The sequence below is a fragment of the Pseudomonas sp. F-14 TE3623 genome, assembly GCF_053629015.1.
Map to the genome: position 1 here is coordinate 781,629 of NZ_JBRJHM010000001.1, position 24,691 is coordinate 806,319.

Below are 24,691 nucleotides of genomic sequence, written 5' to 3' on the forward strand. Positions count from 1 at the left end.
ACAAGGTTATCATGCGCACACTAAATCGCTTGTTGCTGGCTGGCTTGTTTGCAATCACTCCATTGGCTGTCATGGCGGCGGACGACGCGCCCTCGGCGGACCCAGATGTAACAATCCGCACTGAAGGTGACAAAACCATTCAGGAATATCGGCAAAATGGCTTTTTGTACGCCATCAAGGTGACCCCGAAAGTCGGTAAACCGTATTTCCTGGTGCGTGCTGATGGCTCGGACGGTAACTTCATCCGCTCGGACCAGCCGGATATGCTGATTCCGTCGTGGAAAATATTCGAGTGGTAAACCGCTCCTAACTTAAATCGGCGCCGGCAGTCGCGGCGCCCGTACTGGCAGTTTTAACCATGTCTGTGTTCACCCCCCTGGCTCGGCCCGAGCTGGAAACCTTTCTCGCCCCTTACGGGCTTGGCCGCCTGCTTGATTTCCAGGGGATCGCCGCCGGTAGCGAAAACACCAATTTCTTTATCAGCCTGGAGCAGGGCGAATTTGTCCTGACCCTGGTCGAGCGTGGTCCGGTGCAGGAGATGCCGTTCTTCATCGAGCTGCTCGACGTGCTGCACGACGCCAACCTGCCGGTGCCTTATGCCCTGCGCACCACCGACGGCGTCGCCTTGCGCGAACTGGCCGGCAAACCTGCGCTGCTGCAGCCACGTCTGGCGGGCAAGCACATCAAGGACGCTAACGCGCAGCATTGCGCTCAGGTCGGCGAGCTGCTGGCTCATCTGCACTTGGCGACCCAGGCCAACATGATCAAACGCAAAACCGATCGCGGCCTGGACTGGATGCTGGAAGAGGGCACGCAGTTGCTTTCGCATCTGAATGCCGAGCAAAGCGATTTGCTGCAACGGGCGCTGGATGAAATCACACAACAGAAGACGAAAATTCTGGCGTTGCCGCGAGCCAACATCCACGCGGATCTGTTCCGCGATAACGCGATGTTCGAAGGCACACACCTGACCGGGTTGATCGACTTCTACAACGCCTGCTCGGGGCCGATGCTCTATGACGTGGCGATTGCCTTGAACGATTGGTGTTCGGACGAGCAAGGGCAGATCGATGGCGCTCGGGCGCGGGCATTGCTGGGGGCTTATGCTACGTTGCGACCATTTACCGCTGCCGAAGCCGAGCTATGGCCGACTATGCTGCGCGTGGCGTGCGTACGGTTCTGGTTGTCGCGCTTGATCGCCGCGGAGTCTTTCGCCGGGCAGGACGTGTTGATTCACGATCCGATGGAGTTTCAGCTGCGCTTGGCGCAGCGGCAGAAGGTCAGTACGCCGTTGCCTTTCGCGCTTTAAATTGTGGCGAGGGGGCTTGCCCCCATTGGAGCGCGAAGCGCTCCCCTGCAAACTCATTGAGCGGGGGCTGCTTCGCAGCCCGACGGAGGCAAGCCCCCTCGCCACAGTTCTGCGGGACGGTTACAACGACTCCAGACACCCCGCCAAATCATTCCCCAGCTTTTCCAGCAACTGCTCATACCCCTGAGCGGTTGCTGGCGTGTAGCCGCCCAGTGCATCCAGTTCCGCCAGTTTCACCGGCAGCCCTGCCACCAGGGTTTCTGCCAGGCGCGGGCGCAGCGGTGGTTCGCTGAACACGCAGGTCTTGTCGACTTCTTGCAACCGCGTGCGCATCGCTGCCACGTGTTGGGCACCGGGCTGCACTTCGGCTGCGACACTGAACACGCCGGTGTGCTTGAGGCCGTAAGCGTCTTCGAAGTAGTCGAAGGCTTCGTGGAACACGAAGTAAGGTTTGCCCGCGATGCCCGCCAGGCGAGCCTTCAGGCGCAAGTCCAAAGCATCGAGACGCTCATCGAACGCCTTGAGGTTGCTCTGGTAGCGCGCCGCGTTGGCCGGATCGACAGCACTCAGATCGGTGGCCATTTTGGTGGCGATCACGCGGGCGTTGATCGGTGACAACCACAAATGCGCATCCAGGTTGCCAGGCCGGTGATCGTGGTCATGCTCGTCGGCTTCTTCGGCGTGGGAGTGGGTATCTTCGGCGAAATGCCGCAGTTTCAGGCCGGGCAAATCCTGCACCGCGATGCTGGGCAGCGTACGACCTTTCAGCACGCGAGGCAGGAAACCTTCCATGTCCGGGCCGATCCAGTACACCAGCTCCACCGATTGCACTTTCCGTACGTCGGATGGGCGCAAGGCATAGTTATGCGGCGAAGCGCCGGGCGGCAGCAAGACTTCCGGAACCGCTATACCGTCCTGTACCGCAGCGGCGATCAGCTGCAGGGGCTTGATGCTGGTGAGGACTTTGACTTCGGCTTGCGCTGAGCCAATCAGCAGAAAACTTGCGACAAATGCGACAAAGATAGAAAAAAGTCGGGACACGATGACCACTCGAAGAGGCGAGAACGGGTAACATAATAACGTCTCTCACAAAACTCGTCGCGCTCATGCCTAAAACACCGATTGCCAGCCGTCCCCACGACCACTCTCATTGCGTTCATAGCGCACTGTCTGAGGCCGATGCCTTGTGCGCACGTCAGGGGCTGCGCCTGACCGCTTTGCGTCGGCGGGTGCTGGAACTGGTATGGCAAAGCCACAAACCGTTGGGTGCCTATGACATTCTGGCGGTGCTCAGTGAGCAGGACGGCCGCCGGGCCGCGCCGCCGACCGTGTACCGCGCGCTGGATTTCCTGCTGGAAAACGGCCTGGTACACCGCATCTCTTCGCTGAACGCCTTCGTCGGCTGCAATCACCCGGAACACGCTCACCAGGGCCAGTTCCTGATCTGCCGTGAATGCCACGCCGCGATCGAGCTCGAACAGAAATCCATCAGCGACGCGATCATCAATAGCGCAAAAGATGTCGGATTTATCGTCGAGGCACAGACCGTTGAAGTAATCGGTCTCTGCTCGGGTTGCCAGGGGGCTTGATGAGCAACGCGCTGATTCGCCTCGAGCAGGTGGCTGTCACCTTTGCCGGGCAAAACGTGCTGGACAACATCGAGCTGAGCGTCGAACCGGGGCAGATCGTCACTTTGATCGGCCCCAACGGTGCCGGCAAAACCACGCTGGTGCGCGCGGTGCTCGGCCTGTTGAAACCGGACAGTGGCAGCGTGTGGCGCAAGCCGAAGTTGCGCGTCGGTTACATGCCGCAAAAACTCCATGTCGATCCGACCCTGCCGCTTTCGGTGCTGCGCTTCTTGCGTCTGGTCCCGGGCGTGGACCGCGCTCGGGCGTTGGCCGCCCTCAAGGAAGTCGGCGCCGAACAAGTCATCGACAGCCCCGTTCAAAGTGTTTCCGGTGGCGAAATGCAGCGAGTGCTGCTGGCGCGAGCATTGCTGCGCGAGCCGGAACTGCTGGTGCTTGATGAGCCGGTGCAAGGCGTCGACGTGGCTGGTCAAGCCGAGCTCTACAGCCTGATTACACGCTTGCGCGACCGTCATGGTTGCGGCGTTTTGATGGTCTCTCACGATTTGCATCTGGTGATGAGCACCACCGACCAGGTGGTGTGCCTGAATCGTCACGTCTGCTGCTCCGGGCATCCCGAGCAGGTCAGCGGCGATCCGGCATTCGTCGAGTTGTTCGGAAAAAACGCACAAAGCCTGGCGATTTATCACCACCATCACGACCACGCTCACGACCTGCATGGCTCGGTGGTCAGCGCGGCCCCGTCGGCCCCTACCCACGTTCATGGAGATAGCTGTAAGCATGGCTGATTTTCTGCTCTTCGCCCTGCTTGCAGGTCTGGCCCTGGCGCTGGTCGCGGGCCCGTTGGGTTCGTTTGTGGTCTGGCGCCGCATGGCCTATTTCGGCGACACCTTGTCCCACGCGGCGCTACTCGGCGTGGCGCTGGGTTTTCTGCTGGATGTCAGCCCGACCGTTGCGGTCACCGTAGGCTGCTTGTTGCTGGCGGTGTTGCTGGTGACGTTGCAACAACGCCAGCCACTGGCGTCCGACACGCTTTTGGGAATTCTCGCACCGAGCACGCTCTCTCTGGGGCTGGTGGTACTAAGCTTCATGCATGAAGTGCGGATCGACCTGATGGCCTATCTGTTCGGCGACTTGCTGGCGATCAGCCCGACCGATCTGGCCTGGATTCTCGGCGGTAGCGCGGCGGTGCTGGTATTGCTGGTCACGCTGTGGCGACCCTTGTTGGCGATCACGGTGCACGAAGAGCTGGCCAAAGTGGAAGGTTTGCCCGTCGCGTCGTTGCGCCTGGCCCTGATGTTGCTGATCGCGGTGGTGATCGCAGTGGCGATGAAAATCGTCGGTGTGTTGCTGATTACTTCGTTACTGATTATTCCGGCGGCTGCGGCACAGCGTCACGCCCGTTCGCCGGAGCAGATGGCACTGGGCGCGAGCCTGCTGGGCATGCTCGCGGTGTGTGGCGGGCTGGCATTGTCCTGGTTCAAGGACACCCCGGCCGGCCCGTCGATTGTAGTGACGGCCGCCGCGCTGTTTCTGCTGAGTTTTGTCCTGCCCCGTCGAGGGGTGTAGACTTGCTCGTTTTTTGCGCAAATAGAGAGTCGCAGGAATGAAGCTGTTCGCCTCCCGTTATCTGCTCCTTGTCGCATTTTCGCTGCTGCTGGGCGCTTGCCAAAGCACGCCACCGGCGGCCACCGAGGCCCCCGATGCGCGGGCCACGGCTATCGCACAGCTGGAACAAAGCCTGGCCAGCAGCGAACTGGCCACCGCCGAAGGGCAATTGGCGGCCTTGCAGGCCGAGTCGCCCAACGATCAATCCCTCGAGCAGTACCAGCGGCAACTGGCCGAAGCTTATTTGCTGCGCAGCCGGATCGTGTTGCAAAAAGGTGATGTGAATGCAGCAGCCACCGCCCTCAGCCGTGCCCGGGTGTTGATGCCCAAGGCCCCGGCGCTGACCGGTGGCGTCAACAGCGCCATTGTCCATGCGCGCAAGGCTGAACTGGATAAAGCCGAAGCGGCTCTCAAGGCTGCCGAAGCCAAACCTCAGGCCAAAGTCATCGACCCGACGGCTGAAAGCACTACGGTGGCGTTGAATCTCACCGATATGAGCAAGCTTCGTCGTCAACTGGATGCCATCGCCGCCGACGTGGTGAATTATCAGTGCGATGTGAGCATTCAGGCGCCGCGCACCCAGGATTACCCATGGCTGGCCACGCTGCTGACCAAACGGGTGAAGAAGCTGGATTCGGAGTTTGATCTGAAGCTGGAAAAGCAGATTTTGCGCAACATTCCGGCGCAGATGGTTTTGAGTCCGCGCAAGCCTTAAAAGCTTGCAGGCAAGCCTCGCTCCTACAGGGTTTACGCTGCATCTGTAGGAGCAAGGCTTGCCCGCGAAGGCGTCCTCCTATTCGATAAAAATCCTTAAGCCGGAACCGCCTTGGCCTTAGGCTCCCTATCCCACACCCGATGCTGACCGATCGCGGCAAAAAACGTCTTGAACAGCTTGGCATCGTTACCCACGATCAGCCCCGCATCAGCCTCCAGCTTCAACACATCCAACAACTGCCTGGCCTCGCTATGCAGTGCAATCGCTTTCAAGTGCTTATAGGCCTCCAGCAGATAATGCAGCGCTACACCATTGGTACTCAGCGCCTTGATCGACGCCGCGCCACCCGGCACGAACACAGCGTCGAACGCTACAGAAGGCAAACCTTCCATCGACGCATCCACCGGCAGCGCTTTGCCATCGGCGGTTGTCACGGGGGCTGAGGTCGGTCCGAGCAGTTTGGCGTGCGCGCCTTCGGCCATCAGAGCCTTCTTCATCGCATCAATCGCCGCACCATCCACCCCGTTGGCCGCCAGAATGGCCACTTTTCGGGTTTTGATATCTCCCGACAGCAAGTTGGCCTGGCTCAGGGCGGGGGAGTGGTCGAGTGACGTTTTACGCACCTCGACCGTTCCGGCCTTCGGTACCGGCAAGCCCAGGTTCTGCGCCACGCGTTTAGCCAGTTCCAGATCGATATTGGCCAGGATCTCATTCACCTGCCGCGCACGAATAAATTCGCGTTCGACCTTGCCTAACTCGAAGCTGTAGGCCGCGATGATGTGTTCCTGTTCGTGCTTGCTCATGCTGTGGAAGAACAACCGCGCCTGAGAGAAGTGGTCGGCGAACGACTCGCTGCGCTGACGGATTTTCGCAGCGTCGATACGCTCCGGATAAGTCTCGAAGCCGCCGTCCTGCGCTGCCGGTGGGGTTTCCTTCGGCCAGCCGCTGTCGATAGAGTTCGGCTCGTAGGAGGCGCGTCCCTTGTCGATGGTGGTGCGGTGTTGGGCATCCCGTTGACCGTTGTGGAATGGTGACACCGGACGGTTGATCGGGATCTCGTGGAAGTTCGGCCCACCGAGTCGGCTGATCTGCGTATCGGTGTAGGAAAACAACCGCCCTTGCAGCAAAGGATCATTGGAGAAGTCGATTCCCGGCACGATATGCCCGGGGCAGAAGGCAACCTGCTCGGTCTCGGCGAAGAAATTGTCCGGGTTGCGGTTGAGCACCATCTTGCCCAGCGGAGTGATAGGGACGAGTTCCTCGGGAATGATTTTGGTCGGATCGAGAAGGTCGAAATCGAAGGCATGTTCGTTTTCCTCCTCGATAACCTGTACGCCCAACTCCCATTCCGGGTAGTCCCCTGTCTCGATGGACTCCCAGAGATCACGACGGTGGAAGTCGGTGTCTTTACCGGCGAGCTTCTGGGCCTCATCCCACACCAGCGAGCAGGTGCCGGCGGCGGGGCGCCAGTGGAATTTGACGAAGCGCGCCTTGCCTTCGGCATTGATCATGCGAAACGTGTGCACGCCGAAGCCTTGCATGGTGCGCAGGCTTTTGGGGATCGCCCGGTCAGACATGGTCCACATCACCATGTGCGCGGATTCCGGCACCAGAGAAACAAAATCCCAGAAAGTATCGTGGGCCGAACCGCCGGTAGGAATTTCGTTGTGGGGCTCGGGTTTTACCGCATGTACGAAGTCAGGAAACTTGATCGCATCCTGAATGAAGAACACCGGCATGTTGTTGCCCACCAGATCAAAGTTGCCTTCGTCGGTGAAAAACTTCACCGCGAAACCTCGTACGTCCCGCACGGTATCGCCTGACCCGCGTGGGCCCTGCACCGTGGAAAAGCGCACAAAAACCGGCGTTTTTTGGCTTGGGTCTTGTAGGAACCCGGCCTTGGTCAGTACGGAATGGGTTTCGTATGGCTGGAAGTAACCATGGGCGCCGGTACCACGGGCATGGACGATGCGCTCGGGAATGCGTTCATGGTCAAAGTGCGTGATCTTTTCACGCATGATGAAGTCTTCCAGCAACGACGGCCCGCGAGCGCCGGCCTTCAACGTGTTCTGATTGTCCGCGACCTTCACGCCCTGGTTGGTGCGCAAGGCCTGTTCGGTGGCATCGGAGCGAAATTTTTCCAGGCTGTCGAGCTTGGCGTTGGTGTTGCCGCGGTCCAGGGTATCGGTCCCGGCCAGTGCGCTTTTAGGGGCGGCAGGCTTTTTAGTACTCATCAGACGTAAACTCCTCGTTGCGATTCCCGTCGGGCCAAGGGTTGTGAGGCATTGCCCAGACACGGTATCCAGGCATTCTCGAGTTGCTTAATCAGTGACTGATGAGGAGTTGGCGCCGTTCCTTTTTTCTGACCTTTGATCGCGTTATTGCCAAATCGCTGGGTGAATGCGAAATAAATGCTAAGAACCTCTATACGGACAGGCTAAAATGCGCGCCCGGCTAACCGCTGATCCTTTTCTAACGCGCCCCACAAGGTTCGCTACGTGATCGAGTTTCAAAACGTCCACAAAACTTACCGCGTCGCCGGTAAGGATATTCCCGCCCTGCATCCGACCAGTCTGACGATTGAGAATGGTCAGGTCTTTGGCCTGATCGGCCATTCCGGCGCGGGAAAAAGTACCCTGCTGCGTCTGATCAATCGCCTGGAAAACTCCAGTGGCGGCAAGATCATTGTCGATGGCGAAGAAGTCACCGCGCTGGATGCCAATAGCCTGCGGCGTTTCCGTCAGCAGGTCGGGATGATTTTCCAGCACTTCAACCTGCTGGCATCCAAAACCGTGGCCGACAATGTCGCGCTGCCGCTGACCCTCGCTGGTGAACTGTCCCGTAGCGAAATCGACCGGCGTGTGGCGGAGTTGTTGGCGCGGGTCGGCCTGTCTGACCATGCGAAAAAGTACCCGGCGCAATTGTCCGGTGGTCAGAAGCAGCGTGTCGGCATCGCTCGAGCCCTGGCAACCAAACCGAAAATCCTGCTGTGCGATGAAGCCACCAGTGCCCTGGACCCGCAAACCACGGCGTCGGTCCTGCAACTGCTGGCCGAGATCAATCGCGAGCTGAAACTGACCATCGTCTTGATCACCCACGAAATGGATGTGATCCGTCGGGTCTGCGATCAGGTGGCAGTGATGGATGCCGGCAAGATCGTCGAGCAAGGTTCGGTGGCCGAGGTGTTCCTGCATCCCAAGCACCCGACCACCAAGCGCTTCGTGCAGGAAGACGAGCAGATCGATGAAAGCGAACAGCGCGATGACTTCGCTCACGTACCGGGGCGCATCGTGCGTCTGACCTTCCAGGGCGAAGCGACCTACGCGCCGTTGCTGGGTACCGTCGCCCGGGAAACGGGGGTGGACTACAGCATCCTGGCCGGCCGTATCGATCGCATCAAAGACGTCCCTTACGGGCAATTGACCCTGGCCGTCACCGGTGGCGACATGGAAGCGGCGTTTGCTCACTTCACCGCAGCCGACGTCCACATGGAGGTGCTGCGCTGATGGAAGTCCTGATGAGTTTCTTTTCCAATATCGACTGGTACGAAATCTGGCTGGCCACCTGCGACACCCTGCTGATGCTCGGCGGTTCGCTGTTGTTCACCGTGCTTTTGGGATTGCCGCTGGGCGTGCTGTTGTTCCTGTGCAGCCCGCGCCAATTGCTGGAAGCCAAAGGCGTCTACGCGATGCTGTCGCTGGTGGTGAACATTCTGCGTTCGCTGCCATTCATCATTTTGCTGATCGTGATGATTCCGTTCACCGTGTTGATCACGGGCACCTCCCTGGGTGTCGCCGGTGCGATTCCACCGCTGGTGGTGGGTGCCACGCCGTTCTTCGCGCGACTGGTGGAAACCGCCCTGCGTGAAGTGGATCGCGGCATCATTGAGGCGACCCAGGCCATGGGCGCGACGACACGTCAGATCATCATCAATGCCTTGCTGCCGGAAGCCCGCCCGGGCATCTTCGCGGCGATTACGGTGACAGCGATTACACTGGTGTCCTACACGGCAATGGCCGGTGTGGTCGGCGCTGGCGGCCTGGGCGACCTGGCGATCCGTTTCGGTTACCAGCGTTTCCAGACGGATGTGATGGTTGTGACGGTGGTATTGCTGCTGATGCTGGTTCAAGTGCTGCAAACCGTTGGCGACAAATTGGTTGTCCACTTCTCACGTAAATAAGTCATGAGCCGGCCATTCGCTGGCAGGCGCCAAACGGGCGCCTCACAAGGAGTTAGCTGAATGAAAAAACTACTCGTCGCGTTCGCTGCCGTTGCAGCCTTTTCCGCACACGCTGCCGACACCCTGACCGTCGCGGCCACCCCGGTGCCTCATGCGGAAATCCTCGAGTTTGTTAAACCGGCCCTGGCCAAAGAAGGTGTGAACCTGAACGTCAAGGTGTTCACCGACTACATCCAGCCGAACGTGCAGGTGGCCGAGAAGCGTCTGGACGCCAACTTCTTCCAGCACCAGCCGTACCTGGATGAGTTCAACAAAGCCAAGGGCACTAACCTTGTCAGCGTTGCCGGTGTGCACCTGGAGCCGCTGGGCGCTTACTCCAGCAAGTACAAAGCGCTGACTGAGCTGCCGGGCGGCGCCAACGTGGTGATCCCGAACGATGCTACCAACGGTGGTCGTGCGCTGTTGCTGCTGGCGAAGGCTGGCCTGATCAAGTTGAAGGATTCGAACAACATCCTGTCAACCGTGAAGGACATCACCGAGAACACCAAGGACCTGAAATTCCGTGAACTGGAAGCCGCGACCATCCCGCGCGTGCTGACTCAGGTCGACCTGGCGCTGATCAACACTAACTACGCGCTGGAAGCCAAGCTCGATCCGTCCAAGGATGCGCTGGTCATCGAAGGCAGCGACTCGCCGTACGTGAACATCCTCGTTGCCCGTCCGGACGACAAGGACAGCGCTGCGATGCAGAAACTGGTTGCTGCCCTGCACAGCCCGGAAGTGAAAGCCTTCATTCTCGAGAAGTACAAAGGCGCGGTATTGCCGGCGTTCTGATCAGCTGATGTAAACGAAAAAAGGGGCGCAATCACTGCGCCCCTTTTTTGTGTCTGAAACACCGTACCTGTGGGAGCGGGCTTGCTCGCGAAAGCGGTGTAACAGTCAACATTGATGTTGGATGTTATGGCCTCTTCGCGAGCAAGCCCGCTCCCACAGGGTATTGTGTTGGTTACTCGCGCTTGAGCATCACCGGCAACTGCGCCACCAGCTTCTGGTTGTTCAACGGTGCACGAATGAACCCGCGTTGAGTCCCGTCCGGGCCAATCACCGCGAGGTTGCCGCTGTGGTCGACGGTGTAATTAGGCTTGCTGGTGTCCGCCGGAATAAACGGAATACTCACCGCATTGGCCAGTTTCTGAATGTCTTCGACCGAGGACGCAGTCAGCCCGATAAATTGCGGATCGAAGTAGCCCAGGTATTGCTTGAGTTGCTTTGGCGTGTCGCGATTCGGGTCGACGCTGACCAAAACGACCTGCAACTTGTCCACAGCATCCGCCGGCAGTTCGCTCTTGATCTGCCGCAGTTGGGCGAGGGTGGTCGGGCAGATGTCCGGGCAGAAGGTGTAGCCGAAGAACAACACACTCCATTTGCCTTTCAGTTCGTTGACCGCCACTGGTTTACCGTCCTGATCGGTCATCTTCACGTCCGGCAGGTTACGGCTTTGGGGCAACAGGATGATCCCAGCATCGATCAGTGCCGTCGGGTCGCCCTGGTTTTTACCGGTCAGTACTTTATTGATGGTCAGGCCCAGGATCAGCGCGATCAAGGCGACGAGAATGAAGACGGTTTTCTGGGTTCGAGTCATAGGTTCAACAGTAAGTAGTGGTCTACGAGCAGCGCGATAAACAGCAGGAACAAGTAGTAAATAGAGTACTTGAACGTGTTGATCGCCGCGTGCGGCCGAGTGCCACGGTACAGCACCACGGCCCATTGCAGAAACCTCGCGCCCAGTGCGAGGGCACAAATCAGGTAGAGCACGCCGCTCATGTGGATCACGTAGGGCATCAGGCTGACGGCCAGTAGTGCAAAGGTATAAAGCAGGATGTGGACTTTGGTGTAGTGCTCGCCATGAGTCACCGGCAGCATCGGAATATCAGCCTTGGCATATTCCTCTTTGCGGTGAATCGCCAGTGCCCAGAAGTGCGGCGGGGTCCAGGCGAAGATGATCAGCACCAGCAGCAACGGTTCGGCGCTGACATGACCGGTGGCGGCGGTCCAGCCGAGCAGCGGCGGGGCCGCACCAGCGAGGCCGCCGATGACGATGTTCTGCGGCGTCGCACGTTTCAGGAAGCCGGTGTAAACCACGGCATAACCGAGCAAGGACGCGAGGGTCAGCCATGCCGTCAACGGGTTGGTGAAGGCCAGCAGCAAAGCCTGGCCGAGCACCGCCAGCACCAGAGCGAAAGTCAGCGCAGCACTCGGAGATATCCGACCTTCGGCCAAAGGCCGTTTGTGAGTCCGGGCCATGACGGCGTCAATGCGCCGGTCCACCACATGGTTGACCGCCGCCGCACCGCCGGCACACAAGGCAATCCCCAGATTGCCGAACACCAGCACCGTCCACGGCACCCCGGCGCGCGTCGCGAGAAACATGCCGACCAGCGAGGTGATAAGCATCAACACCACCACTTTCGGCTTGGTCAGCTCCAGGTAATCGCGCCAGATTGCCTGACTGTGACGTTCGCCGATCAGGGTCGCCATGGCATTTCTCCTTTTATTGTTATGGGCCCGGCCGAGTGTTTACGCAGACTGAGACGCCAGCGCACGGGGGGCTGATGCTTGACCCGAACCAGACTGGTTCGTGCGTGATAATTGATCAGCACCATCGTCAGCAGCAGTGCTGCGCCACCGGCGTTGTGGGCGACGGCCACCGGCAGCGGCAAGTGAAACACCACATTGCTGATGCCCAAGGTGATTTGTATGGCAAGGGCGATCAGCACCATGGCGGCCAGGCGCGTCATGCCGACGATCTTCAGTTGCCAGGCCAGACCGAGCAGAACGAGGGTGACCAGTAGCGCGCCGATACGGTGAGTCAGGTGAATCGCGGTGCGGGCATCGCTGTCCAGTTGCCCGCCCAGGTAATTGGGGCCGATGTGTTGGGTCAGGTGAAAGCCGTTGGCGAAATCAGTGGGTGGCAGCCATTGTCCGTGGCAGGTCGGAAAGTCGATGCAGGCCACCGCCGCGTAGTTGGAGCTGACCCAGCCACCAAGGGCAATTTGCAGGATCACCAGCAGCAACCCGGCGGTCGCCCAGTGCTGCAAACGCCGGGGCACGGTCAGCGCCGGCAACACGCCGGACAGGCGCAAGGTCAGCAGAAACAACAGGCTCAAGGTCGCAAAGCCGCCAAGTAAATGCCCGGTGACCACTTGCGGCCAGAGCTTGAGCGTCACCGTCCACATGCCGAACGCCGCTTGGGCGAGCACCACCGCCAGCACAAACAACGGCAGTTTCACCGGCTGCCCCGGGTGATGACGATGGGTCCAGGCGCGCCCCGCCAGCACCGCGATCAATAGCCCCAACGTGCCGGCGAAGTAGCGATGAAGCATTTCGTTCCAGCCTTTGTGGGCTTCTACCGGCGCGTCGGGAAAATGCAGTTCGGCATGGGCCAGTTGGGCTTCGCTGTTCGGGACGCTGATAAAGCCGTAGCAGCCGGGCCAGTCCGGACAGCCAAGACCCGCATGGGTCAGGCGCGTGTAGGCGCCGAGCAACACCACAATCAGTGCCAGCAAGGTGGCAAACAGCGCGAGGCGAAATCCAGGTTTGGCCATGACGATGCCCTTATCCGATGTTCGACAGTTTCAGCAAATGGCGCAGGTCATTGAGCAGGTCCTTGCCCTTCACCGTCGGGTCGTAGCGCAGCACCAGATTGCCGTGAGGGTCGATGATCCACAGGTGCGGCGTGTCATTGCTCCGAGCGCCTTTGATGTAGGTGGGCGGGTCCAGTGAATAACGTCGCAGCTGCGGATATTCACGTTGAAGTTTAGTCTCGTAATCGCTGTTCAGCGGCTGTGCGATGGCCAGCGCATGGCTGGCGCGGGAGGCATCACGACCGAGGCCGATCTGGATCTGGCGCGCCAGATACACCAACTGCTGGCAGTCCACCGAACAGTCCTTGGGCGCTGTCACCAGTAACTGCCAGCGGTCTTCTTGCGCCGGTACGCCGATGTCGGCGCGGGTCTGGCCGTTGCCGATCAGTTCACCGTGATAACTGCGGCCCTCCGGCACCCAGAACTGCAATTTGTACATGCCGGTGGCGAGGATCATCGGACCGATCACTCCCAACAGGATCAGTAACAACTGTAAGCGCCCGCGCCGACGATTTACCGGCGTTTTCGCCTCAGACATGCCGGGTGGATTCATGGCCGCTCCCATTATTTTTCTCCTTTGCGTTGTGCCAACCGAGATAGAGGTAAAGGCCGAGCAGGGCTATCGACAGGGCGAACCACTGCACGGCATAAGCCAAATGTTTTTCCGGCCCCATGGCCACCACCGGCCAATCGGCCTGGTAGGTCGCGGGACCGTTTTGCGCGCGTAATTCGTAAGCAAAGCCGTCACGGTCAAGCGCCGCCCAGAGCCTGGCCGGTTCAATGGCGGTGACCAGTTGTGGCCAGGTCGTGGCGTCTGGGTCGGCGTGCAACTGGAACGTTGCGCCGGGGGAGACGTAGACCCAGGCGTCGAGGCTCAATGCCTGAGTCGGTGTGGTGAATGACGGAGGTGTGCGCCGATCCGGCCACGGCAACCAGCCACGATTGACCAGCAGCCAGAGCCCGGTTGCCCGGTCCTGAAACGGTTGTAGTAGTTCGACCCCGACCTTGCCGTCGCGCTGACGGTTGTCCAGCAGCAGGCTGTGTTCGGCATCGAACTGGCCGTGCAGGCGAACCCGGCGGAAGGCCGGATCTTCGGTGTGTTGCAATTCAGTGCTGGCCATCGGTTCGGCCGCGCGGCGCTCGGCGTAGCTTTGCAGCAGCGCGCTTTTCTCCGCGCCCCGGCTCAACTGCCAGAACCCGAGTGACACCAGCAAAGGCAGCAGCATCGCGACCACCAGGGTCGGCACGAGGCCCGGCCGGAAGCGTTTCATGGCGTTGCCATAAAGTCGGTAGTCGCGATAGCTATACTCAAATGCATCGCCTGTCCCCCGGAGTGTCACCATGCTCAAAGCAGCCATCGTCCTGATGCTGATTGCCACGGTTGTCAGCCTGTTCAGCGGCCTGTTTTTTCTGGTCAAGGACGACAGCCATTCCAATCGCCTGGTCATCGCCTTGAGTGTCCGTGTTGCGCTGGCCGCCACCACTGTCGGCTTGATCGCCTGGGGTTTTTTCAGCGGCCAGTTGGTGTCTCACGTGCCTTGGTAGTCCAGAGCCAAGGCTCAGAGCACGTAGACGAAAACGAACAAACCGATCCACACCACGTCCACGAAGTGCCAGTACCAGCTCGCCGCCTCGAAGCCGAATTGATGGTCGGCATCGAAGTGTCCGCGCATGACCCGCATCAGCATCACGAACAGAATGATGGTGCCCATGGTCACGTGGGCGCCGTGGAAACCGGTGAGCATGAAGAAGGTCGCGCCGTAGATGCCGGAGCCCAGGGTCAGGCCCAGCTCGTTGTAGGCGTGCAGGTATTCTTCGGCCTGGAAACCGAGGAACGCGCAACCGAGCAACACGGTCAGTGCCAGCCAGATTTTCAGTGCGCCGCGGTGGCCTTTTTTCAAGGCATGGTGAGCAATGGTCACGGTGACACTGGAACTCACCAGCAGCACGGTATTGAGCAGCGGCAGGCCCCAGGGGCTGATGACTTCCTTGGGTGGAGGAAAGAGTTTCGGGTCCGGGTTGTTCAGCAGCGGCCAGGTGAATTCAAACGTTGGCCACAGCATGTGAGCGAGGCCTTTGGTGCCTTCACCGCCCAGTGCCGGGCCCGTGATGTTGCGCACATAAAACAGCGCACCGAAAAAGGCGATGAAGAACATCACCTCCGAGAAAATGAACCAGCTCATGCCCCAGCGAAACGAGCGGTCCATCTGTGCACTGTACAACCCTTGGCGACTTTCCTTGATCACCGTACCGAACCAGCCGAACAGCATGTAGGCCAGCAGCAATCCGCCGACGAAAAAGATCAGCGGGCCGTGTGATTCCGGCCGCGCGGCCTTCAGGTCGTTGAACCAGGTGCCCAGGCCGAACACCGTGACGAACATGCCGACTGTGGCGATAATCGGCCATTTGCTTTGGGCTGGAACGTAATAATGTTCGTGAGTTGCCATTTATTGTTCTCCTTATCGGGCACGCTTTAACGCCTAGCCGCCGGTGCTTGCTGCAACAGCCACGGGCGGATGACGTGCGGTGATATCGAACAGCGTGTAGGACAGCGTCAGGTGCTTCACTTCCTTGGGCATGTCGCGGTCAACAATGAACCGTACCGGCATCTCGATTCGCTGACCGGGCTGCAGCACTTGCTGGGTAAAGCAGAAACATTCGGTCTTGTGGAAGTACGCGGCTGCGTTGCTGGGTGCGATGCTCGGCACCGCCTGAGCGCTCATCGGGCGATCAGTCGGGTTGTGGGCGATAAAAATCATCTCGTTCACCGCCCCCGGGTGTGCGACCAATTCGTCGCCCTTGGGATAGAAATCCCAGACCATGTCAGCGGCGTTGGTCGACAGAAACTGCACGCGAACCTGCCGCGAGGCGTCGACTGTTTGCTCGCCTTCATACTGCCCGGAGGTTTTACCGTTGATGCCGAACGCCTTGCACATCACGTCGTAGATCGGCACCAAGGCAAAGCCGAAGACAAACATCGCTACCACCACCAGCAACAGGCGGGTGACCAGTTTCTTCATCGAAATCGAATCAGCCACGATGCAAGCCCTCCACATTGAACCCTGTGGGAGCGGGCTTGCTCGCGAAGAACGATGACGCGGTCCGTCTACCAGACCGCGGCGCCTGCTTCGCGAGCAAGCCCGCTCCCACAAAGGCTAGAGCGTTCATTTCACTTCCGGCGGCGTGGTGAAGGTGTGATACGGCGCCGGCGACGGAATGCTCCATTCCAGGCCTTCTGCCCCATCCCACGGCTTGGCCGGTGCCGGCTCGCCGCCACGAATGGTCTTGATCACGATGAACAGGAAGAAGATCTGCGTGGCACCAAACATGAACGCGCCGATCGACGACACCATGTTGAAGTCGGCGAATTGCAGGTTGTAGTCCGGAATCCGCCGCGGCATGCCCGCCAGGCCCACGAAGTGCATTGGGAAGAACGCCATGTTCATGCCGATGAACGAGAGCCAGAAGTGCAGCTTGCCGAGGGTTTCGTCGTACATGTGGCCGGTCCATTTCGGCAGCCAGTAGTAGGCCGAGGCGAAGATCCCGAAGATCGCCCCCGGCACCAGCACGTAATGGAAGTGCGCGACCACGAAGTAGGTGTCCTGGTACTGGAAGTCCGCCGGGGCGATGGCCAGCATCAACCCGGAGAACCCGCCAATGGAGAACAGAATGACGAACGCCACGGCGAACAGCATCGGCGTCTCGAAGGTCAGCGAGCCTTGCCACATGGTGCTGGCCCAGTTGAACACCTTGACCCCGGTGGGCACCGCGATCAGCAGCGTGGCGTACATGAAGAACAACTCGCCCACCAGCGGAATGCCGACCACGAACATGTGGTGCGCCCAGACAATGAAGGACAGGAACGCAATACTCGCCGTGGCGTAGACCATCGAGGTGTAGCCGAACAATGGCTTGCGCGAAAAGGCCGGAATGATCGAGCTGACGGCACCGAAGGCCGGCAGGATCATGATGTACACCTCGGGGTGACCGAAGAACCAGAACACATGCTGGAACAACACCGGATCACCGCCACCGGCGGCACTGAAGAAACTGGTGCCGAAGTGGATGTCCATCAGCATCATGGTCACGCAGCCGGCCAATACCGGCATCACCGCGATCAGGAGGAATGCGGTGATCAGCCAGGTCCAGACGAACAGTGGCATTTTCATCAACGTCATGCCGGGGGCACGCAGGTTGAGGATGGTCGCGATCACGTTGATCGCCCCCATGATCGAACTGATCCCCATCAAGTGGATGGCGAAGATGAAGAACGTCACGCTTTCCGGCGCGTAGGTCGTCGACAACGGGGCATAGAAGGTCCAGCCGAAGTTCGGCCCGCCGCCGGGGGTGAACAGGGTCGATACCAACAGCAGGAACGCTGCCGGCAACAGCCAGAAGCTGAAGTTGTTCATCCGCGGCAAGGCCATGTCCGGCGCGCCGATCATCAACGGGATCATCCAGTTGGCGAGGCCGACGAAGGCCGGCATCACCGCACCGAACACCATCACCAGGCCGTGCATGGTGGTCATCTGGTTGAAGAATTCCGGCTGGACGATTTGCAGTCCCGGCTGGAACAGCTCGGCACGGATCACCATGGCGAACGAGCCGCCCAGCAGGAACATGGAGAACGCAAACCACAGGTACAGCGTGCCGATATCTTTGTGGTTGGTGGTCAGCACCCAGCGCATCAGGCCTTTGGCGGGGCCGTGGGCGTGGGCGGTGCCGGTATGAACATGGTCATCGACTACAGCAGTCATGTCCTGTCTCCTGCAAACGGATGGGCTGGGCTGGCCGGGGCGTCATGCCCCGAGCGGTTCCTTACGTGCGCAATAAACCGGGTCATTTGCTTTCCGCCTGTTTCAGCTCCAGCACTTCTTTAGGGGTGACCATGTCGCCTTTATTGTTGCCCCAGGCGTTACGTTCGTAGGTCACGACCGCTGCGATATCGACTTCCGACAGCTGTTTGCCGAACGCCGCCATGGAGGTGCCGGGTTTGCCGTGGAAGACGATGTTCAGGTGATCCTTGATCGGCCCGGTGGCGATTTTCGAGCCCTTGAGTGCCGGGAACATCGGCGGCAGGCCCTGGCCTTCAGCCTGGTGACAGGCCACGCAGGTGGTGTGATAGACCTTGTCGCCGCGCTCCTTGAGCTCATCGAGGGTCCATTCCTTGCTGGTCAGCTCTTTGAGTTGTGCAGCTTCCGCCTTGCGCTCGGCCAGCCAGGTTTCGTAATCGGCCTTTTCCTTGACCTCGACCACGATCGGCATGAAGCCGTGATCCTTGCCGCACAGCTCGGCGCACTGGCCACGGTAGATGCCGGGCTTTTCGACACGGGTCCAGGATTCATTGACGAAGCCCGGAATCGCATCGCGCTTGACAGCGAAGGCCGGCACCCACCAGGAGTGGATGACGTCGGCGGAGGTCACCAGAAAGCGCACCTTGGCACCGATCGGCAGCACCAGCGGCTTGTCGACCTCCAACAGGTAATGCTCGCCCTTGGTTTCCTTGTTGTGGATCTGATCGGCGGGGGTGTTCAGGTTGCTGAAGAATTCGACGTCCTGACCCAGGTATTTGTAGTGCCACTTCCACTGGTAACCGGTGACCTGGATATCGATATCCGGCTCAGTGTTGTCGTACATCTGGATCAGGGTGGCGGTTGCCGGGACCGCCATGGCCACCAGAATAAGCAGGGGCACGATGGTCCAGAGAATTTCGACGGTGGTGCTTTCATGAAATTTTGCGGCCACCTGCCCGGTAGAGCGGCGGTGGAGGATCATCGACCAGAACATAGCGCCGAAGACGATGATGCCGATCACTACACAGATCCAGAAAATGGTCATGTGCAGGTCGAATACTGCGTGACTGATTTCAGTCGCTCCAGGCGCCATATTCACAGTCCAGGCCGCTTGCGCCTGACTGAAAATCGACCACAACAGGAGGCCCATCCAGACTTGTGGATGTCGCATCATTGCGGGTTCCCCTTATAGTTCTTTTTATCCCGCCGGCTTTCACCTGCGGCAAGGGAGCGGCTTTTTCAGACTACGAACTTGAATCGCCGAGCCTTGCTGCATATGCAGTCGGGCGTCATCAGCTAACTCCATTCAGAACCGAGTATAGACAGCGACTGCCACCTCGCAACGCGATGGCGTAAATCAACCTAAACAGGTTGGACTTGCGTTCCAGGTCACGAATGGAGAAGGATGCAGACGAGTGGTGGCAAATCGATATAACGTAGACGTCTCAAGGATGAAATAATTATGACAAATACGTCTTAGGCTTTTTCATAAGCCAGCTACGTTATGTCTTCCCCTATTTCATTGCCTTTGTTTCCTGGAGTTTTCATGAACACCGCCGCATTGCGCGAGCAGATCCAAAAAGCCCAACAACATGAGGCCGAGACCGGCCTGTTGACTCGTCAGTTGGAAACCCAACTGCCGCACCTTCACTCCGCCATCCAATTGCCGGATGTCGATGCCAACGGCGTGATGACGCGTTTTGTGGCCGCGTATATAGAACAAGTGCCGGACCTGCTGGACGCAGCCAATGAAGTCGCCAGGGAAGCGGGCATCGAATCGCAGATCAAGCCGGTATTGAAAATCGCCGAGCAGTTCTTCCTCCAGCCGCCGGCGATCATGGCCGGTCATGTCGGCCTGGACGGCCTGCTGGATGAAGCTTATCTGGCGCATCGGTTGGTCGAAGAGGTCAACGACCTGTACATCAAGCATTTTGGCCAGCCATTGATCCCCTTGGACATGACTGTTGCCAACCTGATTGCCCACCAACTGATCGGCGAGGAATTTGCCAATCAACTGGATGAGGCGGTGCATCACGCTGTGGACGAGATGCTTAACGATGAAAGTTTCGCGCTGGAGTCGGTAGAGGCCTACCGCGAGAAACTCAACAGCCCGGACACCGGCGCCGCGTGGAAGCGCTGGCCGTGCCTGTCGCGCCAGTTGGGCGTGGGCCTTGAGCTGGATCAGCCCGCGGCTTGATTCAACGGTAGCAATTGAACAGCTGTGGGAGCGGGCTTGCTCGCGAAAGCGGCGGATCAGTCGACATTAATGTCGAATGATTGACCGCATTCGCGAGCGAGCCCGCTCCCACATTGTTATTAAGCGGCTGAGCCTACGCCGGTTGTGGTACGCAACCGTCCTTCAAGCCTGCGCTTCAATCCCCGCGCTTCGATTAACAGCTTCGAACCCTTGGCCGCATTGGCCCGACCCCACTCCTCCAGCAACTCCAGACACGAGTGATCGATGTAGCTCAGGTTATTGAGTGGCACATGCACCGTTGCGCCTGCGGGAATGCTCCCCAGCACTTGGGTCAGCGCCGGTACCTTGAGGAAGGTCGCCGCCCCCACCAGTCGCAGCTCCATCTCGCCGTCCGCCGGCAGATCGATCAGGCTGATTTTCAGACGCGAAGCCTTCCAGGCCAGTTTGGCCAGTGTCAGGCCAAAGCCGATCAGCACGCCGGTCAGCAGGTCGGTGAAGATGATTGCCAGTGCGGTCGCCGCATAGGTGAACATCGGCATCCGCCCATAACGGCCCAGACCGCGAAAGGCCTTGAGGTCCACCAGTTTGAAACCGGTGTAAACCAGAACCCCCGCCAGACTCGCCACCGGAATGCTTTGCAGCACGCTCGATAGCAGCAGCACGAAGGCCAGCAACCACAGACCATGGAACACGGTAGATAGTCGAGTGGTGGCGCCGGCCTGAACGTTGGCCGAACTGCGCACGATCACCCCGGTCATCGGCAGCGCGCCGAGCAAACCACACAACATGTTGCCCACACCTTGCGCCGACAATTCGCGGTCGAAGTCCGAGCGCTGGCCACTGTGCATGCGATCCACAGCCGCGGCCGAGAGCAGGGTTTCGGCGCTGGCGATAAAGGCCACGGCGAAGGCGGCGATCAGCAAGGCCGGGTCTGCCAGGTTGAGCAGATCCGCCGGGCGCAGCCAATCGATGGCTTCCGCCAGGTTGGCCGGAACTTCCACACGTTTGACCTGCAAGGCGAGCACCAGGCTGGCGACCGTTGCCAGGCCGACCCCAAGCAATGCTCCAGGAACGAAACGCAGGGAGTGCGGACGGAATTTTTCCCACAGCCACATCACGGCAATGGTCGACAGTCCGAGCAAACCCGCTTGCCAGCCAAACGAAGGCAAAGCCTGAATCACTGCAGCAGGGAAGGCCGCCAGATTATCCAGCCCCGACGGCTTGGGCACGGCATCGAGCATCACATGCACCTGTGACAGCACGATCAGTACCCCGATCCCGGCGAGCATGCCGTACACCACCGCTGGCGCGGTGACCCGAAACCAGCAGCCCAGCTTCAAGCGTCCGGCCACCAATTGCAGAAAACCCGCCAGCAGCAGGATTGGCCCGAGCATGGCGATACCATGTTGGCGCACCAGTTCGAAGACCAATACCGCCAGACCCGCCGCCGGGCCGCTGACTTGCAGTGGCGATCCGGCAAGCCAGCCGACCACCAGGCCACCGATGATGCCAGTGATCAGTCCTTTGGACGGTGGCAGCCCTGAGGCGATGGCGATACCCATGCACAAGGGCAGGGCGACCAGAAATACAACCACCGAAGCCAGCAGCTCCCGTGGCAGAACAGCTTTTAGTTGAGCAGCACGCATGGTGACTCTCCCGAAGTTTTCTTCAGGCATGGCAAAGCAGGCTGCCAGATCAGCAGCCTCGGCTAAACCACACGGAGGATTTAGAAGCGCGCTTTAGGCGTCGCCACCGGAATCGGATGACTGCCATCGAGTGGCAGGAAACACCCCTGATCCGCGTCGTAAGCTTTGATTTCGCTGGTTTCGATGCTGTAGACCCAACCATGGATAAACAGCTGACCGTTGGCTATGCGTGAGGCCACCGACGGGTGCGTGCGCAAATGCTGCAACTGAGCGATCACATTCTCCTCGGTGAGAATATGCATGCTCTCGTTTTCATCAGTGCAATGGCAGTTGTCCTGAACCATGGTTTTCGCCACTTCCGCATGACGCAGCCAGGCCTTTACCGTCGGCATCTTTTCCAGGCTCTGCGGGTTGAGCACTGCGCGCATGGCGCCACAGTCGGAGTGCCCGCAGATAATGATGTGCTGCACGCCGAGAGCCAGCACTGCATATTCGATGGCCGTGGAAACACCGCCGTTCATTTGCCCATAGGGCGGCACGACGTTGCCGACGTTGCGGGTTACGAACAAGTCGCCAGGGGCGCTTTGGGTAATCAGTTCGGGAACGATGCGTGAATCGGCACACGCGATGAACATCGCCCGAGGCCGCTGGGCCGTGGCGAGTTTTTTGAAGAGTTCTTCCTGCTGCGGAAAGATCTCGTGATGAAAGTGCAAAAAGCCGTCAACGATATGCTTCAGCGCTGCATCGGCGGTTTCCGCCTCGGGTTGGGCTGAAGCCGACGCAGCCAACGGCTGTTTATCCTTGTCACTCATAATTCATCCTCTTTGGCGGAGTCAGGGAATTTTCCCGTTTTGTCCGGTATGAAGCCAGTGGCTGTTTAAAAAACATCCAGGTCGAAAGGACAGACCCATCAGTCACTCGATGAACAAGGTAGCTGTTGAAACTTAACTCAAACTGAATAAAGCGCTCTAGAACGAGTGTTCCAGGTCACCAGAAATGTGACCAGCCTAAACGCGGTGTATCGTTTTCTCTGCTCAACCATAGGGCCAATTGTCTTTAAATCAATGACATTTGGCGACCCGGCGGACAAAAGGCTTCGCAATCCAGATTGAAACCTTCCCGACGATTGAGCCCCAGGCGCTTGATGGTTTTGGCGAAGCGTTGCGCCAACAGATCGGCAAACGGCCCTTCACCGCGCATTCGCGCGCCGAACCGGCTGTCGTAGAGCTCACCACCACGGCTTTGGCGGATCAGGCTCAACACATGCGCTGCACGCTGAGGATAGTGGGCGGCCAGCCACTCTTCGAACAGCGGCGCCACTTCCAGCGGCAGGCGCAACATCATGTAGGCCGCGCTTTGCGCGCCGGCCGCATGGGCCTCGGTCAGCAGGCTCTCGAGTTCGCTGTCGTTGATCATTGGAATCATCGGTGAGCACAAAACGCCCACCGGAATCCCGGATTCGCGCATCACCCGGATCGCCCGCAGTCGTGCCTTGGGTGCCGCGGCGCGCGGTTCGAGGATGCGTTTGAGTTCATCATCCAGCGTGGTCAGGCTGATCATCACCGCCACCAGCCTTTGTTCGGCGAGTTCGGCCAGCAAGTCCAGATCGCGAAGAATCAGCGAGCCCTTGGTGATGATGGTCACCGGATGGCGGTAACGCAGCAGCACTTCGAGTGTCTTGCGGGTAATTCTGTGTTCGCGTTCGATCGGCTGATAAGGGTCAGTGTTGGAGCCCAGGTTGATCGGCGCGCATTGATAGCCGCGCTTGGACAGTTGTTCTTCCAGCACATCGGCGGCGTTGGTCTTGGCGATCAGTTTGGTTTCGAAATCCAGCCCCGGTGACAGGTCCCAATAGGCGTGGCTGGGCCGTGCGTAGCAATAGATGCAGCCATGCTCGCAGCCGCGATAGGGATTGATCGAACGATCGAACGGCAGGTCTGGCGAGTTATTGCGGGTGATGATGGTTTTTGCCGTCTCAATGCGCACCTCGGTGCCTTGGGTGATCGGCGCTTCCTGATACCAGCCGTCATCCTCGGCCACCGAACGGCTTGGCGCAAAACGATTGTGCGGGTTGGTGGCGGTGCCGCGACCGCGAGGGGGCAATGGCGCATTCATGGGGTAGGTCCTGATTGCTGTATGTGCATACAGTATCTCGAGGATTGTCGGCGGACTAGTGCCGTTCGGCGAATGAAGTACTGGATCTGGAAGATGGTGAAGAACCGGAACTCGACGCTCATTGACTGTCAGGCAATCCCGGCAGAATCGTTTCACGTTTCATTGACACCTCCCTCACAGCCCTTTGACCGTTCAGGGCGCAAGCTCGACGCCAATATTCAGCCTCTCCCTGAACGGTCGCCCGAGCATGTCCCTAGCGCGTTATATCTCTGTGATGTGCCTATCGCTGATCGTATTTTTCAACCTGACACCGGTATTCGCTGACGACACTGCTTTACCTCGCCCGGCAGAGTGGGCTCAATCAGTCGAGGTGCAATACAACCTCTATCAAATGTCCCCGACGCTCTATCGCAGCGCATTGCCGGACCGGGGAGCGGTGCCGTTGCTGAAAAGGCTCAAGGTCGCAACCGTTATCAACTTCCTGCCCGAATCGGATTCACGCTGGTTATCCACACCAGGTATCGCCCAGGTACAGCTGCCTTATCGCACCAATCACGTGGATGATGCGGATGTGCTCAAGGCCCTTCGCACGATTCAGACCGCCGAGGCCAAAGGCCCTGTGCTTATGCACTGCAAGCACGGCTCGGACCGCACTGGCCTGATGGCCGCGATGTACCGGGTGGTCGTGCAAGGTTGGAGCAAGGAAGAGGCCTTGAATGAAATGACCCAGGGCGGCTTTGGTGACAGCACTCATTTCAAGGAGGGCGTGCGTTACATGATGCAGGCTGATGTCGACAAACTTCGTACGGCACTGGCCAACGGTGATTGCAGCACGAGTCCATTTGCCAGTTGCTCGATGAAGAACTGGTTCAAATCGGCCCATGTCGAGTAAGTAATA

Annotated in this window: 26 protein-coding genes; 12 read left to right on the top strand and 14 right to left on the bottom strand. The window is 59.3% G+C overall.

Annotated elements, in window-relative coordinates:
* Positions 1 to 11: 11 nt before the first annotated feature.
* Positions 12 to 299, top strand: a complete 288-nt coding sequence (locus tag AB7M29_RS03590; RefSeq protein WP_008076254.1) for a DUF2782 domain-containing protein — start codon at positions 12 to 14, stop codon at positions 297 to 299.
* A 59-nt stretch (positions 300 to 358) separates the two neighbouring features.
* Positions 359 to 1,309: a homoserine kinase gene (locus AB7M29_RS03595; RefSeq protein WP_217857024.1), complete on the top strand. Its 951-nt coding sequence runs from the start codon at positions 359 to 361 to the stop codon at positions 1,307 to 1,309.
* A gap of 120 nt (positions 1,310 to 1,429) precedes the next feature.
* On the opposite strand, the gene znuA is transcribed toward AB7M29_RS03595, so the two are convergent.
* Complete coding sequence (gene znuA, locus AB7M29_RS03600) at positions 1,430 to 2,350, bottom strand: zinc ABC transporter substrate-binding protein ZnuA (RefSeq protein ID WP_454246348.1); 921 nt, start codon at positions 2,348 to 2,350, stop codon at positions 1,430 to 1,432.
* A 65-nt stretch (positions 2,351 to 2,415) separates the two neighbouring features.
* Here znuA and zur point away from each other — a divergent pair, with 65 nt between their 5' ends.
* From zur to AB7M29_RS03620, 4 genes are read left to right on the top strand one after another with little or no spacing between them, the layout of a single operon-like run.
* Positions 2,416 to 2,898 carry a zinc uptake transcriptional repressor Zur gene (zur, locus tag AB7M29_RS03605; protein WP_007902861.1) on the top strand — a complete coding sequence of 161 codons (483 nt, stop codon included), beginning with the start codon at positions 2,416 to 2,418 and terminating at the stop codon, positions 2,896 to 2,898.
* On the top strand, positions 2,898 to 3,683 hold the full coding sequence (gene znuC / locus AB7M29_RS03610) for a zinc ABC transporter ATP-binding protein ZnuC (RefSeq protein WP_008007978.1): 786 nt from the start codon (positions 2,898 to 2,900) through the stop codon (positions 3,681 to 3,683). The genes zur and znuC overlap by 1 nt, the downstream gene beginning before the upstream one ends.
* Positions 3,676 to 4,464, top strand: a complete 789-nt coding sequence (znuB, locus tag AB7M29_RS03615) for a zinc ABC transporter permease subunit ZnuB (RefSeq protein WP_052963567.1) — start codon at positions 3,676 to 3,678, stop codon at positions 4,462 to 4,464. Before znuC ends, znuB begins: the two co-directional genes overlap by 8 nt.
* 37 nt (positions 4,465 to 4,501) lie before the next feature.
* Positions 4,502 to 5,218 carry a PA5502 family lipoprotein gene (locus AB7M29_RS03620; RefSeq protein WP_217857026.1) on the top strand — a complete coding sequence of 239 codons (717 nt, stop codon included), beginning with the start codon at positions 4,502 to 4,504 and terminating at the stop codon, positions 5,216 to 5,218.
* A 95-nt stretch (positions 5,219 to 5,313) separates the two neighbouring features.
* Here AB7M29_RS03620 and katE read toward each other — a convergent pair whose 3' ends face one another.
* Positions 5,314 to 7,452, bottom strand: a complete 2,139-nt coding sequence (katE, locus tag AB7M29_RS03625; RefSeq protein WP_454246349.1) for a catalase HPII — start codon at positions 7,450 to 7,452, stop codon at positions 5,314 to 5,316.
* A gap of 264 nt (positions 7,453 to 7,716) precedes the next feature.
* Here katE and AB7M29_RS03630 point away from each other — a divergent pair, with 264 nt between their 5' ends.
* From AB7M29_RS03630 to AB7M29_RS03640, 3 genes are read left to right on the top strand one after another with little or no spacing between them, the layout of a single operon-like run.
* On the top strand, positions 7,717 to 8,724 hold the full coding sequence (locus AB7M29_RS03630) for a methionine ABC transporter ATP-binding protein (protein ID WP_052963570.1): 1,008 nt from the start codon (positions 7,717 to 7,719) through the stop codon (positions 8,722 to 8,724).
* Positions 8,724 to 9,398 carry a methionine ABC transporter permease gene (locus tag AB7M29_RS03635; RefSeq protein WP_052963571.1) on the top strand — a complete coding sequence of 225 codons (675 nt, stop codon included), beginning with the start codon at positions 8,724 to 8,726 and terminating at the stop codon, positions 9,396 to 9,398. The genes AB7M29_RS03630 and AB7M29_RS03635 overlap by 1 nt, the downstream gene beginning before the upstream one ends.
* Positions 9,399 to 9,458: 60 nt before the next feature.
* Positions 9,459 to 10,232, top strand: a complete 774-nt coding sequence (locus tag AB7M29_RS03640) for a MetQ/NlpA family ABC transporter substrate-binding protein (protein ID WP_217857029.1) — start codon at positions 9,459 to 9,461, stop codon at positions 10,230 to 10,232.
* A 172-nt stretch (positions 10,233 to 10,404) separates the two neighbouring features.
* On the opposite strand, the gene AB7M29_RS03645 is transcribed toward AB7M29_RS03640, so the two are convergent.
* The 5 genes from AB7M29_RS03645 to AB7M29_RS03665 are packed head-to-tail and all read right to left on the bottom strand — an operon-like array spanning position 10,405 to position 14,313.
* Positions 10,405 to 11,040, bottom strand: coding sequence for an SCO family protein (locus tag AB7M29_RS03645; protein WP_048397331.1), 636 nt, complete (start codon positions 11,038 to 11,040; stop codon positions 10,405 to 10,407).
* A complete protein-coding gene (gene cyoE / locus AB7M29_RS03650) occupies positions 11,037 to 11,936 on the bottom strand; it encodes a heme o synthase (RefSeq protein WP_052963574.1) in 900 nt (299 codons plus the stop codon). The genes AB7M29_RS03645 and cyoE overlap by 4 nt, the downstream gene beginning before the upstream one ends.
* A complete protein-coding gene (locus AB7M29_RS03655) occupies positions 11,924 to 13,003 on the bottom strand; it encodes a COX15/CtaA family protein (protein WP_454246350.1) in 1,080 nt (359 codons plus the stop codon). The genes cyoE and AB7M29_RS03655 overlap by 13 nt, the downstream gene beginning before the upstream one ends.
* Before the next feature lie 10 nt (positions 13,004 to 13,013).
* Entirely contained in the window at positions 13,014 to 13,607 is a 594-nt protein-coding gene (locus AB7M29_RS03660; RefSeq protein ID WP_454246351.1) for a hypothetical protein, read from the bottom strand.
* Positions 13,573 to 14,313 carry an SURF1 family protein gene (locus tag AB7M29_RS03665; protein ID WP_217857032.1) on the bottom strand — a complete coding sequence of 247 codons (741 nt, stop codon included), beginning with the start codon at positions 14,311 to 14,313 and terminating at the stop codon, positions 13,573 to 13,575. Before AB7M29_RS03665 ends, AB7M29_RS03660 begins: the two co-directional genes overlap by 35 nt.
* A 70-nt stretch (positions 14,314 to 14,383) precedes the next feature.
* On the opposite strand from AB7M29_RS03665, the gene AB7M29_RS03670 reads away from it, so the two are divergent.
* Complete coding sequence (locus AB7M29_RS03670; RefSeq protein WP_030129650.1) at positions 14,384 to 14,587, top strand: twin transmembrane helix small protein; 204 nt, start codon at positions 14,384 to 14,386, stop codon at positions 14,585 to 14,587.
* A 14-nt stretch (positions 14,588 to 14,601) separates the two neighbouring features.
* On the opposite strand, the gene AB7M29_RS03675 is transcribed toward AB7M29_RS03670, so the two are convergent.
* The 4 genes from AB7M29_RS03675 to coxB all read right to left on the bottom strand — a co-directional run bounded on the left by AB7M29_RS03675 (position 14,602) and on the right by coxB (position 19,009).
* On the bottom strand, positions 14,602 to 15,489 hold the full coding sequence (locus AB7M29_RS03675) for a cytochrome c oxidase subunit 3 (RefSeq protein WP_052963578.1): 888 nt from the start codon (positions 15,487 to 15,489) through the stop codon (positions 14,602 to 14,604).
* A gap of 33 nt (positions 15,490 to 15,522) precedes the next feature.
* Positions 15,523 to 16,080: a cytochrome c oxidase assembly protein gene (locus AB7M29_RS03680; protein ID WP_217857033.1), complete on the bottom strand. Its 558-nt coding sequence runs from the start codon at positions 16,078 to 16,080 to the stop codon at positions 15,523 to 15,525.
* Between the two features lie 126 nt (positions 16,081 to 16,206).
* Positions 16,207 to 17,799, bottom strand: a complete 1,593-nt coding sequence (gene ctaD / locus AB7M29_RS03685; RefSeq protein ID WP_123720055.1) for a cytochrome c oxidase subunit I — start codon at positions 17,797 to 17,799, stop codon at positions 16,207 to 16,209.
* Between the two features lie 82 nt (positions 17,800 to 17,881).
* A complete protein-coding gene (gene coxB / locus AB7M29_RS03690) occupies positions 17,882 to 19,009 on the bottom strand; it encodes a cytochrome c oxidase subunit II (protein WP_217857034.1) in 1,128 nt (375 codons plus the stop codon).
* A 372-nt stretch (positions 19,010 to 19,381) separates the two neighbouring features.
* Between coxB and AB7M29_RS03695 the strand changes: the two genes are divergently transcribed.
* On the top strand, positions 19,382 to 20,032 hold the full coding sequence (locus AB7M29_RS03695) for a hypothetical protein (RefSeq protein WP_217857035.1): 651 nt from the start codon (positions 19,382 to 19,384) through the stop codon (positions 20,030 to 20,032).
* A gap of 119 nt (positions 20,033 to 20,151) precedes the next feature.
* Here AB7M29_RS03695 and AB7M29_RS03700 read toward each other — a convergent pair whose 3' ends face one another.
* From AB7M29_RS03700 to AB7M29_RS03710, 3 genes are all read right to left on the bottom strand, one after another.
* Positions 20,152 to 21,678: a SulP family inorganic anion transporter gene (locus AB7M29_RS03700; protein ID WP_123356891.1), complete on the bottom strand. Its 1,527-nt coding sequence runs from the start codon at positions 21,676 to 21,678 to the stop codon at positions 20,152 to 20,154.
* 80 nt (positions 21,679 to 21,758) lie between these two features.
* The gene (locus AB7M29_RS03705) at positions 21,759 to 22,490 is read right to left on the bottom strand and encodes a carbonic anhydrase (RefSeq protein ID WP_123720052.1); all 732 of its coding nucleotides are present in this window, start codon (positions 22,488 to 22,490) and stop codon (positions 21,759 to 21,761) included.
* 244 nt (positions 22,491 to 22,734) lie between these two features.
* Positions 22,735 to 23,793, bottom strand: coding sequence for a PA0069 family radical SAM protein (locus AB7M29_RS03710; RefSeq protein WP_454246352.1), 1,059 nt, complete (start codon positions 23,791 to 23,793; stop codon positions 22,735 to 22,737).
* A gap of 247 nt (positions 23,794 to 24,040) precedes the next feature.
* Here AB7M29_RS03710 and AB7M29_RS03715 point away from each other — a divergent pair, with 247 nt between their 5' ends.
* Entirely contained in the window at positions 24,041 to 24,685 is a 645-nt protein-coding gene (locus AB7M29_RS03715; protein ID WP_217857065.1) for a phosphatase domain-containing protein, read from the top strand.
* The last annotated feature ends 6 nt before the right edge of the window (positions 24,686 to 24,691 follow it).